The following is a 16,777-nucleotide window of genomic DNA, read 5'->3' on the forward strand; positions in this document are numbered from 1 at the left end:
GCGTTGGAACTGGCCCCATTTTCATCAGCCTTCGAGCTTGCTTTTCAGCAGTTCGTTCACTTGCTGCGGGTTGGCCTTGCCCTTGGAGGCTTTCATGGCCTGACCGACGAAGAAACCGAACATCTTGCCGCGCTTGGCTTCGTCTGCCGCACGGTATTGCTCGACCTGCTCGGCGTTGGCCGCGAGCATTTCGTCCAGCACCGCCGAAATCGCGCCGGTGTCGGTAACCTGCTTCAGGCCGCGTTTCTCGATGATCTCGTCTGCGCTGCCTTCGCCATTGGCCATCGCTTCGAACACCACCTTGGCGATCTTGCCGGAGATGGTGTTGTCCTTGATGCGCAACAGCATGCCGCCCAGTTGCTCGGCGGAAACCGGCGAATCCTCGATGTCCAGGTTCTGCTTGTTGAGCAGGCTGCCCAACTCGACCATCACCCAGTTCGCCGCCAGTTTGGCGTCGCCGCCAATGCTCGCGACTTTCTCGAAGTAGTCCGCCTGCTCACGGCTGGTGGCCAGCACGTTGGCGTCGTAGGCCGACAGACCGAAGGCACTCTGGAAGCGCTCGCGCTTCTGCGGTGGCAGTTCCGGCAGGGTGGCGCGCACGTCGTTGAGGAACGAGTCCTCGATGACCACCGGCAGCAGGTCCGGATCAGGGAAGTAACGGTAGTCGTTGGCTTCTTCCTTGCTGCGCATCGGACGGGTTTCGTCCTTGTTCGGATCGTACAGACGGGTCTGCTGGATCACTTTGCCGCCGTCTTCGATCAGGTCGATCTGACGCTGGATCTCGGAGTTGATCGCCTTCTCGATGAAGCGGAACGAGTTGACGTTCTTGATCTCGCAGCGGGTGCCGAACTCGACCTGGCCTTTCGGACGCACCGACACGTTGCAGTCGCAACGCAGCGAGCCTTCGGCCATGTTGCCGTCGCAGATGCCCAGGTAGCGCACCAGCGCGTGGATCGCCTTGACGTAGGCCACGGCTTCCTTGGCGCTGCGCATGTCAGGCTCGGAAACGATTTCCAGCAGCGGCGTGCCGGCACGGTTCAGGTCGATGCCGGTGGCGCCGCTGAATTCTTCGTGCAGGCTCTTGCCGGCGTCTTCTTCCAGGTGCGCGCGGGTGATGCCGACGCGTTTGACCGTGCCGTCTTCCAGGGCGATGTCCAGGTGGCCCTTGCCGACGATCGGCAATTCCATCTGGCTGATCTGGTAGCCCTTCGGCAGGTCCGGGTAGAAGTAGTTCTTGCGGGCGAACACGTTGTGCTGACCGATCTCGGCGTCAATCGCCAGACCGAACATCACCGCCATGCGCACCGCTTCCTGGTTGAGCACCGGCAGCACGCCGGGCATGCCCAGATCGATCAGGCTGGCCTGGGTGTTCGGCTCGGAGCCGAACTGGGTGGAACTACCGGAAAAGATTTTCGACCGGGTGGTGAGCTGGGTGTGAATCTCCAGCCCGATCACGACTTCCCATTGCATGTGTGTCTCCTCAGAAGCCGGTTGGGGTGCGGGTGTGCCAGTCAGTGTTCAGCTGATACTGGTGGGCAACGTTCAACAGGCGACCTTCCTGGAAATACGGAGCGAGCAGTTGCACGCCGACCGGCAGACCGTCGACGAAACCGGCCGGCATCGACAGGCCCGGCAGGCCCGCGAGGTTGGCGGTGATGGTGTAGACGTCTTCCAGGTAGGCAGCGACCGGGTCGCTGTTCTTGGCGCCGAGTTTCCAGGCCGGGTTTGGCGTGGTCGGGCCGAGGATGATGTCGACTTCATTAAAGGCAGCCATGAAGTCGTTCTTCACCAGGCGACGGATCTTCTGCGCTTTCAGGTAGTAGGCGTCGTAGTAACCGGCGGACAGCGCGTAGGCACCGACCATGATCCGGCGCTGTACTTCGGCACCGAAGCCTTCGCCGCGGGAACGCTTGTACAGGTCTTCCAGGTTCTTCGGGTCTTCGCAGCGATGGCCGAAGCGCACGCCGTCGAAACGCGACAGGTTGGAGGACGCTTCTGCCGGGGCGATCACGTAGTACGCAGGAATCGCGTGCTGCATGTTCGGCAGGCTGATTTCCTTGATCACGGCACCGAGCTTTTGCAGCTCCTTGATGCTGTTCTGGATCAGGTCGGCAATGCGCGGGTCGAGACCGGCACCGAAGTATTCCTTCGGCACGCCGATGCGCAGGCCTTGCAGCGAGCCATTCAGACCGGCGGCGTAGTCCGGCACCGGTTCATCGATGCTGGTGGAGTCGTTCGGATCGAAGCCGGCCATACCTTGCAACAAAATCGCGCAGTCTTCGGCAGTACGAGCCAGAGGGCCACCCTGATCGAGGCTGGAGGCGTAAGCGATCATGCCCCAGCGCGAAACACGACCGTAGGTCGGTTTCAGGCCGGTGAGGTTGGTGAACGCGGCCGGCTGGCGGATCGAACCGCCGGTGTCGGTGGCCGTGGCGGCTGGCAACAGACGAGCGGCAACTGCCGCCGCCGAGCCACCGGACGAACCGCCCGGTACGTGTTCCAGGTTCCACGGGTTTTTCACCGCGCCGTACCAGCTCGACTCGTTGGCCGAACCCATGGCGAATTCGTCCATGTTGGTCTTGCCCAGGGTCACGGTGCCGGCGGCAGCCAGTTTCGAAACCACGGTGGCGTCGTACGGGGCCTTGAAGTTGTCGAGCATCTTCGAGCCGCAGCTGGTGCGGATGCCCTGGGTGCAGAACAGGTCTTTGTGGGCGATCGGCGCGCCGAGCAGGGCGCCGCTCTCACCGTTGGCCCGGCGCACGTCGGCGGCTTTCGCCTGCTCGAGGGCCAGCTCTTCGGTGAGGCTGATGAAGCTGTTGAGCTGCGGATCGAGCTGGGAAATGCGCGCCAGCAGGACCTTGGTCAGCTCTTCGGAGGAAAACTTTTTATCGGCGAGACCGCGGGCGATCTCGGCCAGAGTCATTTGATGCATTGCAGGCTCTTTCCCTTTAGTCGATGACTTTCGGAACCAGATACAGGCCGTTTTCGACCGCTGGTGCGATGGACTGATAAGCCTCGCGGTTATTGCTTTCGGTCACGACGTCGGCGCGCAGGCGCTGACTGGCTTCCAGCGGGTGGGCCAGCGGCTCGATACCGTCGGTATTGACCGCCTGCATTTCGTCGACCAGCCCGAGAATGCTGTTGAGGGCCGAAGTGATGTGTGGAAGATCGGCGTCATTCAGGCCAAGGCTGGCCAGATGAGCGATTTTTTCCACGTCGGAGCGTTCTAGCGCCATCGGGTTTCTCCAGTGGAAAACAGGACGGACGGCGTCCGTGTGTTAGATTGTCGGAACACTACCGCACTTCTACGGTCATAAGGCCGCGATTGTGGGGCTTGGTGCACAGAAAAGCGGCCAATTTAACATATTGGCGCCTTGCCCAAAATCCCTGTCGTTGTTAGAGTTTGCCGCACTTTTTTACCCACGCGTTGCCTAGGGTCCCTTTCCCATGTTCAAGAAACTGCGTGGCATGTTTTCCAGCGATCTTTCCATTGACCTGGGCACTGCCAACACCCTTATTTACGTGCGCGAGCGCGGTATCGTCCTGAATGAGCCATCGGTTGTGGCCATTCGGACACACGGTAACCAGAAAAGTGTCGTTGCTGTCGGCACCGAGGCCAAGCGCATGCTCGGCCGTACGCCGGGCAACATTGCTGCCATTCGTCCGATGAAGGACGGCGTCATTGCCGACTTCAGCGTCTGCGAAAAGATGCTGCAATACTTTATCAACAAGGTTCACGAAAACAGCTTCCTGCAGCCCAGCCCTCGTGTGCTGATCTGCGTTCCATGCAAGTCCACCCAGGTTGAGCGTCGCGCCATCCGTGAGTCGGCCCTTGGCGCCGGTGCCCGTGAAGTGTTCCTGATCGAAGAGCCGATGGCTGCTGCGATCGGTGCCGGCCTGCCGGTTGAAGAAGCTCGCGGCTCGATGGTCGTGGATATCGGTGGTGGTACCACCGAAATCGCGCTGATTTCCCTGAACGGTGTGGTCTATGCCGAATCCGTACGTGTTGGCGGCGACCGCTTCGACGAAGCGATCATCACCTACGTGCGCCGCAACTACGGCAGCCTGATCGGCGAGTCGACTGCAGAGCGCATCAAGCAGGAAATCGGCACGGCCTATCCGGGCGGCGAAGTTCGCGAAGTCGACGTTCGCGGTCGCAACCTGGCCGAAGGCGTTCCACGCGCATTCACCCTGAACTCCAACGAAGTGCTGGAAGCTCTGCAAGAGTCCCTGGCCACCATCGTTCAGGCCGTGAAAAGCGCCCTGGAGCAATCGCCGCCGGAACTGGCTTCCGACATCGCCGAGCGTGGCCTGGTGCTGACCGGTGGTGGCGCGCTGCTGCGTGACCTCGACAAGCTGCTGGCCCAGGAAACCGGTCTGCCGGTGATCGTTGCCGAAGATCCGCTGACCTGTGTTGCTCGCGGCGGTGGCCGTGCACTGGAAATGATGGACAAGCACACCATGGACCTGCTCTCCAGCGAATAAGTCGCCGGGTGCAATACGTGGGTGAGCGCGCAGGCAGCACTTTGCAGTGCTGCCTGTTGGCGTTTATCTTCTGTCAGTCTTCATCCAGGCCGGTTTGATGCCGTATGAATAAACAGAACATTTGCCTGGGAGGAGCGGCCTATTAAACCGCTTTTCGCCAAGGGCCCCTCACTGGGCGTGCGCTTGTTGGTGCTGGCCGTGCTGTCGGTCGCGCTGATGGTGGTCGATGCCCGTTTCAGCCTGCTCAAGCCTGCCCGCAGCCAGATGTCGCTGGTGCTGATGGACGCTTACTGGATCACCGACCTGCCCGGCAGGCTGTGGGAAGGTGTCGCCAGTCAGTTCGGCAGCCGCACCGAGCTGGTCGCCGAAAACGAAAAACTCAAGACCGAGAACCTGCTGTTGCAGGGCCGCATGCAGAAGCTTGCCGCCCTCACCGAGCAGAACGTCCGTCTGCGCGAGTTGCTCAATTCCTCTGCGCTGGTCAACGAGAAGGTCGAAGTGGCCGAGCTGATCGGCATGGACCCGAATCCCTTCACCCATCGCATCATCATCAATAAAGGTGAGCGCGACGGCGTGGTGCTCGGTCAGCCGGTGCTCGATGCACGCGGCCTGATGGGGCAGGTGGTCGAGCTGATGCCGTACACCTCCCGTGTCCTGCTGCTGACCGACTCGACCCACAGCATTCCTGTGCAGGTGAACCGTAACGGTCTGCGGGCGATTGCCAGCGGTACCGGTAACCCTGAACGCCTGGAACTGCGGCATGTGGCCGATACCGCCGATGTCAAGGAAGGCGATCTGCTGGTCAGCTCCGGCCTGGGCCAGCGCTTCCCGGCCGGTTACCCGGTGGCGACGGTCAAGGAAGTGATCCACGATTCCGGCCAGCCATTCGCCATTGTCCGTGCCGTGCCGACTGCCGCGCTGAACCGCAGCCGCTACCTGTTGCTGGTGTTCAGCGACAACCGTACGGCTGAAGAACGTGCCAACGATGCGGCGCAGGCCCAGGAAAATCTTGATGCGTTTGGCGGTGGCCCGATCATTCCGGCCACAGTGCCGAAAACAGTGAATGCACCGGCTCAGGCTCCTGCCGCGTCGGGCACGCCAGCCGCTGCACCTGCTGCAGCTACGCCGGCCAAACCCGCCGCGAGCAAGCCGCCAACCAAACCACCCGCAGCGGCTCCGGCAGCGAGCAAGCCGCCGGCCGCTCAGCCTGCCAGTGCACGGCCGGCCGCCAAACCGCCAGTCACTGCGCCGGCCACCACTGGGGGACGAGAATAATGGTCGGTGTCAAAGCCTCCCGAAACGGCTGGATCGTCTGGCTGACATTTCTGATCGGCATGCTGCTCAGCGTGTCGCCATTGCCGCAATTCATGGAAATCCTGCGCCCGCTGTGGCTGGCCCTGCTCCTGGCATTCTGGGCACTGGCCCTGCCGCAAAAGGTCGGCATGGTCACTGCATTTTGCCTCGGGCTGGCTGAAGACGTGCTGTACGGCACGCTGCTGGGACAGAACGCCTTGATCCTGACGTTGATCACGTTCCTGGTGCTGTCGTTGCAGCAACGCCTGCGAATGTTCCCGATGTGGCAGCAGTGCCTGGTGATCCTGGTGATCTTCGGCCTCGCGCAGCTTGTGCAATTGTGGCTCAGCGCCCTGACCGGCAACCGCCAGCCGACCCTGGCACTGGTCCTGCCGGCACTGGTCAGCGCCTTGCTCTGGCCGTGGGTCAGCTTCGCTTTGCGTGGATTGCGCCGGCGCTACAAAATCAACTGATTCGGTCAGGCATGGGCCCCACCGGTGCCATGAGGCAGGGCACTCAACAGGGAGATGTTTGGATGAAGCCGCTTTACCTCGCCTCCGGATCGCCGCGTCGGCGTGAATTGCTCACGCAGGTCGGCGTTCCGTTCACCGCTATCAGTGCGGATATCGATGAAACCCCTTTCGCCAATGAATCCCCATCGGCCTATGTCGAGCGCCTGGCGCGCGGCAAGGCTGAGGCCGGGCAGCGCTCTGTCGTCAGCGACAAACCGTTTTGCGTGTTGGGCGCCGATACCGCTGTGGTGCTGGACGGCAAAATTCTGGGTAAACCGGTGGACGAAGCCGACGCATGCGCCATGCTGATGATGTTGTCCGGCAAGGAGCACGAAGTGCTGACCGCCATCGCCGTGCTCGACGGTGAGCGCTGCGAATCGCAAGTGGTGCGCAGTCTGGTACGGTTCCGGGCGATCAGCCATGAAGAAGCTGCCGCCTACTGGGCCAGCGGCGAGCCTCGGGACAAGGCCGGCGGTTACGGCATTCAGGGACTGGGCGCGGTGTTTGTCGCTGGTCTCAACGGCAGCTATTCAGCTGTGGTCGGTTTGCCGGTGTGCGAAAGCGCAGAACTGCTCGGCCATTTCGGCATACCCTGTTGGCAAAACCTGAGTGCGCAGTAAGCGTCGAACGGAACAAGATGCGGCCATTATCGTGAACATGCCTGAACGAGACCCTGCCATGAGTGAAGAGATTCTGATCAACATCACGCCGATGGAATCGCGCGTGGCGGTGGTCGAAAACGGTGTGCTGCAAGAAGTGCACGTCGAGCGCACGCAAAAACGCGGGATCGTCGGCAACATCTATAAAGGCAAGGTCGTTCGGGTATTGCCGGGCATGCAGGCGGCCTTCGTCGACATCGGCCTGGACCGTGCAGCATTCATCCACGCTTCGGAAATTTCCCTGCGCGAAGGCCCGGCCGTGGAAAGCATCAGCGCGCTGGTGCATGAAGGCCAGAGCCTGGTGGTGCAAGTCACCAAGGATCCGATCGGCTCCAAAGGGGCACGGCTGACCACTCAGCTGTCGATCCCTTCGCGTTATCTGGTGTACATGCCGCGCACCGCCCACGTCGGCATTTCCCTGAAGATCGAAGACGAAGCCGAGCGCGAACGCCTCAAGCAGGTGGTCAGCGATTGCGTGGCCAAAGAAGGCATCAAGGAGGCCGGCGGTTTCATCCTGCGCACCGCCGCCGAAGGCGCCGGGGCCGATGAAATCCTGATGGACATCCGCTACCTGCGGCGCCTGTGGGATCAGATCAACGAACAGATCAAGACCATCGGCGCGCCCAGTGTGATCTACGAAGACCTCGGTCTGGCCCTGCGCACCTTGCGTGATCTGGTCAGCCCGAAGATCGAGAAGATCCGCATCGACTCCCGGGAAACCTTTCAGAAAACCACGCAGTTCGTTGCCGAACTGATGCCGGAAATCGCCGATCGTCTGGAACACTACCCGGGTGAGCGGCCGATTTTCGACCTGTACGGCGTCGAAGACGAAATCCAGAAAGCCCTCGAGCGCAAGGTGCCGCTGAAGTCCGGCGGTTATCTGGTGGTGGACCCGGCAGAAGCCATGACTACCATCGACGTCAATACCGGGGCGTTCGTCGGGCATCGCAACCTCGAAGAAACCATCTTCAAGACCAACCTCGAAGCCGCCACGGCGATTGCCCGGCAGATGCGTCTGCGCAATCTGGGCGGGATCATCATCATCGACTTCATCGACATGGAAGACGAAGAGCACCAGCGCCAGGTGCTGCGTACCCTGGAAAAGCAACTGGAGCGCGATCACGCCAAGACCAACATCATCGGCATCACCGAGCTGGGTCTGGTGCAGATGACCCGCAAACGGACTCGCGAAAGCCTGGAGCAGGTGCTGTGCGAGCCTTGCAGCAGTTGTCAGGGACGCGGCAAGCTGAAGACGCCGGAAACCATTTGCTACGAGATTTTCCGCGAGATCCTGCGCGAGGCCCGGGCCTATCAGGCCGAGGGTTATCGCGTACTGGCGAACCAGAAAGTCGTCGACCGGCTGCTCGATGAAGAGTCCGGTAACGTCGCCGAGCTTGAAGGGTTTATCGGGCGCACCATACGCTTCCAGGTGGAAACCATGTATTCCCAGGAACAATATGACGTGGTGCTGCTCTGATCCCCTGCGTCACCTTTTTCCTGAAACGGCTGGCCTCAGCTTTTTGCAGTATTTTTGCCATGGGAGCCAACTGACATGGAACGTCTGACACGCATTTTGGCTGCACTGACTCGCTGGGGTCTGGGCCTGTGCGCGTTGGTTCTGGTGTTGATGGCGTTGTACGTCAGCCTCGGCCGGGAACTCACGCCACTGGTTGCCGAATATCGCGCCGACATTGAAGACAAGGCCAGTGCCGCCCTGGGCATGCCGTTGCAGATCGGTGAGCTGGAAGGCAACTGGAGCGGCTTCGCGCCGATCCTGCTGGCTCACGACGTGATGGTCGGCGACGGCGCCAATGCTTTGCGTCTGGATCGGGTGCGTGCCGTGCCGGATCTTTGGGCCAGTCTGCTGGCCCGGGAAGTACGTATCGCGCATCTTGAACTCAATGGTCTGAAGATCAGCCTCAAGGAGGGTGAGGACGGCCAATGGGCGCTCGAAGGCTTGCCGGTGCAGAAGGATCAGCCCATGGATCCCGAGCAACTGTTCAACCGCATGCAAATGGTCCAGCAATTGTCGGTGCTCGACAGTCAGGTGACGTTGCAGCCGCTGGAACAGGCGCCGCTGACACTTACCTATGTCGGACTCAACCTCAAGACCGGCCTCAATCGCCAGCGCCTCGACGCGCGGTTGACCTTGCCCGACGGGCAGCCCGTTGCACTGAGCCTGCGTACGCGGATTCGTGCCAGCCAGTTGCAGGACAGTGCGGTCGAAGGCTATGTCAGCCTGCCGCAAAGCGACTGGGCGAAATGGTTGCCCGAACGCCTGACCCAGCAATGGAATTTCTCCGAGATCAAGGCCGGCGGCGAGCTGTGGGTCAACTGGAGCGAGGGTGCGCTGCAAAGCGCCGCCATCCGCCTCAACGCTCCGCAACTCAACGGTGCCTACGGCGAGCGCAAGCCGATCCAGATCAACAACCTGGCCCTCAACGGATACTTCCAGCGCAGTGCCGAGGGCGCGACCGTCACTCTAGATTCCCTGGCGATGAATTTTGGTGAAACCCGTTGGGAGTCCCACGTGCAGGTCAAGCAGACCGCCGCCACCGACAAGGTTGACGAGCTCTGGCACCTGCAGGCCGATCGCCTCGATCTGACGCCGATCACGCCGTTACTCAATGCGCTGGGCCCGTTGCCACAGGGCTTTGCCACCGTAGTCGAGCATCTGAAAGTGACAGGCGGCTTGCGCAACGTACTGCTGGATTTCCGCCCGAACGCCACCGACGACAGCAAATTCAGCTTCGCCGCCAACCTCGATCAGGTCGGCTTCGACGCCTATCACGGCGCGCCGGCCGCACGGAATGTCAGCGGCAGCCTGACCGGCAACCTCGGCGGCGGTGAGTTGCGCATGGACAGCAAGGACTTCGTCCTGCACCTTGACCCGATCTTCGCCAAACCATGGCAATACATTCAGGCCAACGCCCGGTTGACCTGGAAACTCGATAAAGAAGGCTTCACCCTGATTGCGCCGTACCTGAAGGTGCTCGGCGAGGAAGGCAAGATTGCCGGCGACTTCCTGATCCGCCTGCATTTCGACCACGACCAGGAAGACTACATGGACCTGCGGGTCGGCCTGGTGGATGGCGACGGTCGCTACACCGCCAAATACCTGCCGGAAGTCCTGAGCCCGGCCCTCGACGAATGGCTGCGCACGGCGATTCTCAAAGGGGCGGTGGATCAAGGGTTCTTCCAGTATCAGGGTTCCCTGAACAAAGGCGCCGCAGATGCGGATCGCAGCATCAGCCTGTTCTTCAAGGTGCACGACGCCGAACTGGCGTTCCAGCCAGGCTGGCCGCACGTGAGCAAGGTCAGCGGCGATGTGTTCATCGAGGACAGCGGCGTGAGGATTGTCGCCAGCAAGGGGCAGTTGCTCGACACCCAGGTCAGCGACGTCTTCGTCAATATTCCCCATGTGCCGAGTGGCGAGCACAGCCATATGTTCCTCGACGGCGGGTTTGCCGGCGGCCTGGGCGACGGCTTGAAAATTCTCCAGGAAGCGCCGATCGGCACCGCCGACACCTTCGCCGGCTGGGAAGGCGAGGGCGACCTGCAAGGCAAACTCAAACTGGATGTGCCGTTGGCCAAGGGCGATCAGCCGAAGATCCTCGTGGACTTCAAGACCGCCAATGCGCGATTGAAGCTGGCCGAGCCCAAGCTGGAATTGAGCCAGCTCAAGGGTGATTTCCGATTCGACAGTGCCAAAGGCCTGAGCGGACAGAACATCAGCGCCCGGGCCTTCGATAAACCGGTCACCGCGCAGATATTTGCAGACGGCGGCCCCGGCAAACTCAAGACCCGGGTGGCAGCGTCGGGGCAGGTCGAAGTCAAGAAACTCACTGACTGGCTCGGCGTGACTCAGCCATTGCCGGTGTCCGGGACGATTCCTTACCAGTTGCAAGTGAATCTGGACGGTGCCGACAGCCAGTTGATGGTCAGTTCCAGCATGAAGGGCGTGGCGGTGGATCTGCCAGCGCCGTTCGGCATGACCGCCGATGTCGGGCGTGACACGGTGTTCCGCATGACCCTGCAAGGGCAGGAGCGGCGTTACTGGGTCAATTACGATCAACTGGCCAACTTCACGTTCGCCGCGCCACCGAGCAATTTCGCCGATGGCCGTGGCGAGTTGTTCCTCGGCGCCGGCGAAGCGGTATTGCCGGGCAACAAAGGCTTGCGCATACGCGGCGTGTTGTCGGAGCTGGATGTCAAACCCTGGCAGGATCTGGTGGACAAGTACGCCGGTCAGGATCCGGGCGGCAGCGCCAAGCAACTGCTCAGCAGCGCGGACTTCAAGGTCGGCATACTGACGGCCTTCGGCACGACGCTGGATCAGGCAGCGGTGCAACTGGATCGCAAGCCCGGCGCCTGGGCCCTGGCCCTCGACAGTCAGCAGGCCAAAGGCACTGCAGCCATTCCAGACGCCAAGGCCGCGCCGATTGTGGTGAACCTGCAATACGTTCGCCTGCCGGCGCCGGACCCGACGGTGCAGGCAGACGAGAACGCACCTGACCCGCTGGCCTCGGTGGATCCGACCAAGATCCCGGCGCTGGATATCACCATCAATCAGCTGTTCCAGGGCCAGGACCTGGTCGGTGGCTGGTCGCTGAAAGTCCGGCCGACGGCCAAAGGTATCGCCCTGAACAATCTGGACATGGGCCTCAAAGGCATTCTGTTGCAGGGCAGCGGTGGCTGGGAGGGGACACCTGGTGCCACCAGCAGTTGGTACAAGGGCCGGATCGGCGGCAAGAATCTCGCCGATGTGCTCAAGGGCTGGGGCTTTGCGCCGAGCGTGACCAGCGAAGAATTCCATATGGATGTCGATGGCCGCTGGCCGGGCTCGCCGGCATGGCTGGCGACCAAGCGCTTCTCCGGCACGCTCGATGCGTCGATGAACAAGGGCCAGTTCGTCGAGGTCGAGGGCGGCGCCCAGGCGCTGCGGGTGTTCGGCCTGCTCAACTTCAACTCCATCGGCCGGCGTCTGCGCCTCGACTTTTCCGACCTGTTCGGCAAAGGCTTGAGCTATGACCGGGTCAAGGGTTTGCTGGTGGCGAACAACGGCGTCTATGTGACGCAGGAGCCGATCAAACTGACCGGGCCGTCGAGCAACATTGAACTGAACGGCACGCTGGATCTGGTCGGCGATCAGGTTGACGCCAAATTGCTGGTGACCCTGCCGGTGACCAACAACCTGCCGATCGCCGCGTTGATCGTCGGTGCACCGGCGGTCGGCGGCGCGCTGTTCCTGATCGACAAACTGATCGGTGACCGCGTGGCGCGGTTCGCCAGCGTCAAATACACCGTAAAAGGCCCGTGGAAAGAGCCGAAAATCACCTTCGACAAGCCTTTTTGATCAGCCAGGCCGCAAACCGATGGAGTAGCATGGCTGCCTACCTCTTGCGGAGTTCGCCATGTCTTTAGCGGTGATTCAAATGGTCAGCCAGAGCGACGTGCTGGCCAATCTGCGTGATGCCCGGCGTTTGCTCGAACAAGCGGCCAGCGCTGGCGCGAAGCTGGCGGTGCTGCCGGAAAACTTCGCCGCCATGGGGCGTCGCGACATCGCCGATATCGGCCGCGCCGAAGCGCTTGGTGGAGGCCCGATCCTGCCGTGGTTGAAACAGACCGCCCGCGACCTCAAGTTATGGATAGTGGCCGGCACCTTGCCGTTGCCACCGGCGGGGCAACCTGAAGCGAAGTCAAATGCCTGCTCGTTGTTGGTGGACGATCAGGGCGAAATCGTTGCCCGCTATGACAAGTTGCATCTGTTCGATGTGGACGTGGCGGACAATCGTGGGCGTTACCGCGAATCCGATGACTATGCTTATGGCAGTAACGTGGTCGTGGCGGACACGCCGGTCGGCCGACTCGGGCTGACGGTGTGTTACGACCTGCGTTTCCCGGAGCTGTACAGCGAATTGCGTGCGGCCGGGGCTGAACTGATTACCGCACCGTCGGCCTTCACTGCGGTGACCGGTGCGGCGCACTGGGACGTGTTGATCCGGGCACGGGCGATTGAAACCCAGTGCTACGTGTTGGCGGCAGCCCAGGGCGGGACGCATCCGGGGCCACGGGAAACTTTTGGGCACGGGGCGATTGTCGATCCGTGGGGCCGCGTTCTGGCGCAGCAGGAACAAGGCGAAGCCGTGTTGCTGGCCGAGCGCGACAGCGACGAACAGGCGTCCATCCGGGCGCGAATGCCGGTGACCGGTCATCGGCGGTTTTTTTCGCAGGGCGCACAGCGACCTGCTTCAGAACACGAATTTAAGGCGTAAAACCTATGAGCGAGTTGTTGTCCTCAGTCAGTGATCACCTGTTGGCGCCCGGCGGCGTGACGATCGAGAGCCTGCAAGGCGTGCTCGGTGATCTGGCGGGTCCAGGCATCGATGCGGCCGACCTGTATTTCCAGGGGCAGATTTCCGAGTCCTGGTCGCTGGAAGACGGCATCGTCAAGGAAGGCAGTTTCAACCTCGACCAGGGTGTCGGCGTGCGTGCGCAGTCCGGCGAGAAAACCGGTTTTGCCTACAGCAACGCGATCACCCTCGAAGCCCTAGGCGCGGCGGCCCGCGCGGCCCGCTCGATTTCCCGCGCCGGGCAGAACGGTACGGTGCAGGCGTTCAGCACCCAGGACGTTGCTCAGTTGTACGCGCCGGACAACCCGCTGGAAGTGCTGAGCCGCGCCGAAAAAGTCGAACTGCTCAAGCGCATCGACGTCGCGACCCGCGCCCTCGACCCGCGTATCCAGCAGGTCAGTGTGAGCATGGCCGGGGTCTGGGAGCGGATTCTGGTGGCTTCGACCGACGGCGGTCTTGCTGCCGACGTGCGCCCATTGGTGCGTTTCAACGTCAGTGTGATCGTCGAGCAGAACGGTCGTCGCGAACGTGGTGGCCATGGCGGCGGCGGGCGTACCGACTACCGTTACTTCCTCGCCGAAGACCGTGCCATGGGTTACGCCCGTGAGGCGCTGCGTCAGGCACTGGTGAATCTGGAAGCGATTCCGGCCCCGGCTGGCACCTTGCCGGTCGTTCTGGGCTCGGGCTGGTCCGGTGTGCTGCTGCACGAAGCGGTCGGCCACGGTCTGGAAGGTGACTTCAACCGCAAGGGCAGTTCGGCCTACAGCGGGCGCATGGGTGAGATGGTTGCTTCCAAGCTCTGCACTATTGTCGATGACGGCACGCTGGCCGGTCGTCGCGGCTCCCTGAGCGTCGACGACGAAGGCACGCCGACCGAGTGCACCACGCTGATCGAAAACGGCGTGCTGAAGGGCTACATGCAGGACAAGCTCAATGCGCGGCTGATGGGCGTGGCCCGCACCGGCAACGGTCGCCGCGAATCCTACGCACACCTGCCGATGCCACGGATGACCAACACCTACATGCTTGGCGGCCAGAGCGATCCGGCGGAAATCATCGCGTCGGTGAAGAAGGGCATCTACTGCGCCAACCTTGGTGGCGGTCAGGTCGACATCACCAGCGGCAAATTCGTGTTCTCCACCAGCGAGGCGTACTTGATCGAGGACGGCAAGATCACCGCGCCGGTCAAAGGCGCGACGTTGATCGGCAACGGCCCGGAAGCGATGAGCCGGGTGTCGATGGTCGGTAACGATCTGGCGCTGGACAGTGGTGTGGGGACGTGTGGCAAGGACGGGCAATCGGTGCCGGTGGGCGTGGGTCAGCCAACGCTGAAAATCGATGCGATCACCGTGGGTGGCACGGGCGCGTAAGAAGGGATGGAGCTTCGGGTGGCGCGCGGTGCGGCCACCCGGTGGCGAATATCAACGCAGACCGCGTTGAGTCTCGTCCAGCTCACGGATGTACTTGAAGATTTTACGGCTCGAGGCAGGAGGCTTGTTATGCGCAACCTCGTGCTGGGCCTGACGGATCAGGGAACGCAGTTGCTGGCGGTCGGCGTCCGGGTACTCGACGACGAATTTCTCCAGCACGGCATCGTCACCGCTGATCAAGCGGTCGCGCCAGCGTTCGAGGTTGTGGAAACGCTCGTTGTACTGACGGGTAGAGGCATCAAGTTGATCGAGCAAGGTGAGAATCGCGTCAGTGTCCTGATCGCGCATCAGTTTGCCGATGAACTGCAAGTGCCGTTTACGCGCGATGTTCGCGGTGTGCTTGGGCGCATCGGCCAGGGCCCGGCGCAAAGCGTCGGTCAATGGCAGTTTCGCCTGCAAGTCGGGCTTGAGCGTTGTAAGGCGCTCGCCAAGGTCAACCAGAGCATGCAGCTCGCGTTTGACCTGGGATTTGCTTTTTTCTCCCGTATCGAGGGAGTCGTCGTAAGAATCAACCATGGTGGCAGTCCGCAAAGAAACGCCGCCATGATAACCAGTCGGGGGCCGCTTGTCCGGCCCGGTCGCTCGAAGGCCCCAGCCGAAAGCAGAATTTGAGTGGAGATGAGCATGAGTGCAGTTGAAAGCGTCGGCCCACAGGCATTGCCGGCACTGCAGGAACAGGTCGAGCAAATCATCGCCGAAGCCAAGCGTCAGGGCGCCAGTGCCTGCGAAGTGGCGGTGTCGCTGGAGCAGGGCCTGTCGACGTCGGTGCGTCAGCGTGAAGTCGAAACGGTCGAGTTCAACCGCGATCAGGGTTTTGGCATCACGTTGTATGTCGGTCAGCGCAAGGGCTCGGCCAGCACGTCTGCTACCGGACCCGATGCGATTCGCGAGACCGTTGCTGCGGCGCTGGCAATTGCCAAACACACCTCCGAAGACGAAGCCTCGGGGCTGGCCGATGCCGCGCTGATGGCCAGGGATATTCAGGATTTCGACCTGTTCCACCAATGGGACATCACCCCGGAACAGGCCATCGAGAAGGCGCTGCTCTGCGAAGCCGCCGCGTTCGACGCCGATGCCCGCATCAAGAACGCCGATGGCACCACGTTGAGTACTCATCAGGGCTGCCGTGTGTACGGCAACAGCCACGGTTTCATCGGTGGTTACGCGTCGACCCGGCACAGCTTGAGCTGCGTAATGATTGCCGAGGCCGATGGCCAGATGCAGCGCGATTATTGGTATGACGTGAACCGTCAGGGCAGCTTGCTGGCCGACCCGGTGAGCATCGGCCAGCGTGCCGCACAACGGGCCGCGAGCCGTCTGGGTGCGCGTCCGGTGCCGACCTGCGAAGTGCCGGTGCTGTTTTCGGCGGAGCTGGCGGGCGGACTGTTCGGCAGCTTCCTGTCGGCGATTTCCGGCGGCAGCCTGTATCGCAAGTCGTCGTTCCTTGAGGGCACGCTGGGGCAGAAGCTGTTTCCGGAGTGGCTGACCATCGACGAGCGCCCGCACCTGATGCGTGCCATGGGCAGTGCGTCGTATGACGGTGACGGTCTGGCGACCTATGCCAAACCGTTCGTCGAGAAGGGCGAGTTGGTGTCGTACATCCTCGGCACTTATTCCGGGCGCAAACTCGGCATGCCGAGCACCGCCAATGCTGGCGGGGTACACAACCTGTTCGTCACCCATGGTGATGAAGATCAGGCCGCACTGCTGCGGCGCATGGGGCGTGGGCTGCTGGTCACCGAGTTGATGGGCCATGGCTTGAACATGGTGACAGGTGATTATTCGCGCGGTGCGGCGGGTTTCTGGGTCGAGAACGGTGAGATCCAGTTCGCGGTGCAGGAAGTGACCATCGCCGGCAACATGCGTGACATGTTCAAGCAGATCGTCGCAGTTGGTAACGATCTGGAGCTGCGCAGCAACATTCGCACCGGTTCGGTGTTGATCGAGCGGATGACTGTCGCCGGCAGTTAAGCCCGGGCCAATACAAAAAGGCGCGCCACCCGATTGGGCGGCGCGCCTTTTTTGTGTCCGGAATTTGTTTGAGC

13 protein-coding genes are annotated in these 16,777 nt (G+C 61.9%); 9 read left to right on the forward strand and 4 right to left on the reverse strand.

From position 1 onward, the window contains the following. Positions 1 to 24: 24 nt before the first annotated feature. The 3 genes from gatB to gatC are packed head-to-tail and all read right to left on the reverse strand — an operon-like array spanning position 25 to position 3,236. Entirely contained in the window at positions 25 to 1,470 is a 1,446-nt protein-coding gene (gene gatB / locus DLD99_RS04575) for an Asp-tRNA(Asn)/Glu-tRNA(Gln) amidotransferase subunit GatB (protein ID WP_114881417.1), read from the reverse strand. A gap of 10 nt (positions 1,471 to 1,480) precedes the next feature. Then, a complete protein-coding gene (gene gatA / locus DLD99_RS04580) occupies positions 1,481 to 2,932 on the reverse strand; it encodes an Asp-tRNA(Asn)/Glu-tRNA(Gln) amidotransferase subunit GatA (RefSeq protein ID WP_114881418.1) in 1,452 nt (483 codons plus the stop codon). 16 nt (positions 2,933 to 2,948) lie between these two features. Beyond that, entirely contained in the window at positions 2,949 to 3,236 is a 288-nt protein-coding gene (gatC, locus tag DLD99_RS04585; protein WP_007953612.1) for an Asp-tRNA(Asn)/Glu-tRNA(Gln) amidotransferase subunit GatC, read from the reverse strand. Positions 3,237 to 3,447: 211 nt separating this feature from the next. Between gatC and mreB the strand changes: the two genes are divergently transcribed. The 8 genes from mreB (at position 3,448) to tldD (ending at position 14,672) form a co-directional block, all read left to right on the forward strand. After that, on the forward strand, positions 3,448 to 4,485 hold the full coding sequence (mreB, locus tag DLD99_RS04590; protein WP_002555108.1) for a rod shape-determining protein MreB: 1,038 nt from the start codon (positions 3,448 to 3,450) through the stop codon (positions 4,483 to 4,485). Between the two features lie 177 nt (positions 4,486 to 4,662). Further along, positions 4,663 to 5,760 (forward strand): rod shape-determining protein MreC, encoded by a 1,098-nt coding sequence (gene mreC, locus DLD99_RS04595; RefSeq protein WP_244220778.1) that lies wholly within the window; start codon positions 4,663 to 4,665, stop codon positions 5,758 to 5,760. Further along, positions 5,760 to 6,251 carry a rod shape-determining protein MreD gene (gene mreD / locus DLD99_RS04600; RefSeq protein WP_085711798.1) on the forward strand — a complete coding sequence of 164 codons (492 nt, stop codon included), beginning with the start codon at positions 5,760 to 5,762 and terminating at the stop codon, positions 6,249 to 6,251. The genes mreC and mreD overlap by 1 nt, the downstream gene beginning before the upstream one ends. 62 nt (positions 6,252 to 6,313) lie before the next feature. Continuing rightward, entirely contained in the window at positions 6,314 to 6,910 is a 597-nt protein-coding gene (locus DLD99_RS04605; protein WP_114881420.1) for a Maf family protein, read from the forward strand. A gap of 58 nt (positions 6,911 to 6,968) precedes the next feature. Next, positions 6,969 to 8,426 (forward strand): ribonuclease G, encoded by a 1,458-nt coding sequence (rng, locus tag DLD99_RS04610; RefSeq protein ID WP_065260839.1) that lies wholly within the window; start codon positions 6,969 to 6,971, stop codon positions 8,424 to 8,426. A 75-nt stretch (positions 8,427 to 8,501) separates the two neighbouring features. Then, entirely contained in the window at positions 8,502 to 12,305 is a 3,804-nt protein-coding gene (locus tag DLD99_RS04615) for a YhdP family protein (RefSeq protein ID WP_114881421.1), read from the forward strand. Positions 12,306 to 12,363: 58 nt separating this feature from the next. Beyond that, entirely contained in the window at positions 12,364 to 13,224 is an 861-nt protein-coding gene (locus DLD99_RS04620) for a carbon-nitrogen hydrolase family protein (protein ID WP_114881422.1), read from the forward strand. A 5-nt stretch (positions 13,225 to 13,229) separates the two neighbouring features. Further along, positions 13,230 to 14,672 (forward strand): metalloprotease TldD, encoded by a 1,443-nt coding sequence (gene tldD / locus DLD99_RS04625; RefSeq protein WP_085711794.1) that lies wholly within the window; start codon positions 13,230 to 13,232, stop codon positions 14,670 to 14,672. A gap of 51 nt (positions 14,673 to 14,723) precedes the next feature. On the opposite strand, the gene yjgA is transcribed toward tldD, so the two are convergent. Next, positions 14,724 to 15,248 (reverse strand): ribosome biogenesis factor YjgA, encoded by a 525-nt coding sequence (gene yjgA / locus DLD99_RS04630; protein WP_085711793.1) that lies wholly within the window; start codon positions 15,246 to 15,248, stop codon positions 14,724 to 14,726. 108 nt (positions 15,249 to 15,356) lie between these two features. Here yjgA and pmbA point away from each other — a divergent pair, with 108 nt between their 5' ends. Continuing rightward, entirely contained in the window at positions 15,357 to 16,703 is a 1,347-nt protein-coding gene (gene pmbA, locus DLD99_RS04635) for a metalloprotease PmbA (RefSeq protein ID WP_114881423.1), read from the forward strand. Positions 16,704 to 16,777 lie beyond the last annotated feature (74 nt).

Origin of the sequence: Pseudomonas kribbensis (assembly GCF_003352185.1) — a bacterium.
GTDB lineage: Bacteria > Pseudomonadota > Gammaproteobacteria > Pseudomonadales > Pseudomonadaceae > Aquipseudomonas > Aquipseudomonas kribbensis.

Excerpts from the sequence above, each read along its gene's own strand:
- gatB (WP_114881417.1), bottom strand. The coding sequence starts at position 1,470 with ATGCAATGGGAAGTCGTGATCGGGCTGGAGATTCACACCCAGCTCACC.
- gatA (WP_114881418.1), bottom strand. The coding sequence starts at position 2,932 with ATGCATCAAATGACTCTGGCCGAGATCGCCCGCGGTCTCGCCGATAAA.
- gatC (WP_007953612.1), bottom strand. The coding sequence starts at position 3,236 with ATGGCGCTAGAACGCTCCGACGTGGAAAAAATCGCTCATCTGGCCAGC.
- mreB (WP_002555108.1), top strand. The coding sequence starts at position 3,448 with ATGTTCAAGAAACTGCGTGGCATGTTTTCCAGCGATCTTTCCATTGAC.
- mreD (WP_085711798.1), top strand. The coding sequence starts at position 5,760 with ATGGTCGGTGTCAAAGCCTCCCGAAACGGCTGGATCGTCTGGCTGACA.
- DLD99_RS04605 (WP_114881420.1), top strand. The coding sequence starts at position 6,314 with ATGAAGCCGCTTTACCTCGCCTCCGGATCGCCGCGTCGGCGTGAATTG.
- rng (WP_065260839.1), top strand. The coding sequence starts at position 6,969 with ATGAGTGAAGAGATTCTGATCAACATCACGCCGATGGAATCGCGCGTG.
- DLD99_RS04615 (WP_114881421.1), top strand. The coding sequence starts at position 8,502 with ATGGAACGTCTGACACGCATTTTGGCTGCACTGACTCGCTGGGGTCTG.
- DLD99_RS04620 (WP_114881422.1), top strand. The coding sequence starts at position 12,364 with ATGTCTTTAGCGGTGATTCAAATGGTCAGCCAGAGCGACGTGCTGGCC.
- tldD (WP_085711794.1), top strand. The coding sequence starts at position 13,230 with ATGAGCGAGTTGTTGTCCTCAGTCAGTGATCACCTGTTGGCGCCCGGC.
- yjgA (WP_085711793.1), bottom strand. The coding sequence starts at position 15,248 with ATGGTTGATTCTTACGACGACTCCCTCGATACGGGAGAAAAAAGCAAA.
- pmbA (WP_114881423.1), top strand. The coding sequence starts at position 15,357 with ATGAGTGCAGTTGAAAGCGTCGGCCCACAGGCATTGCCGGCACTGCAG.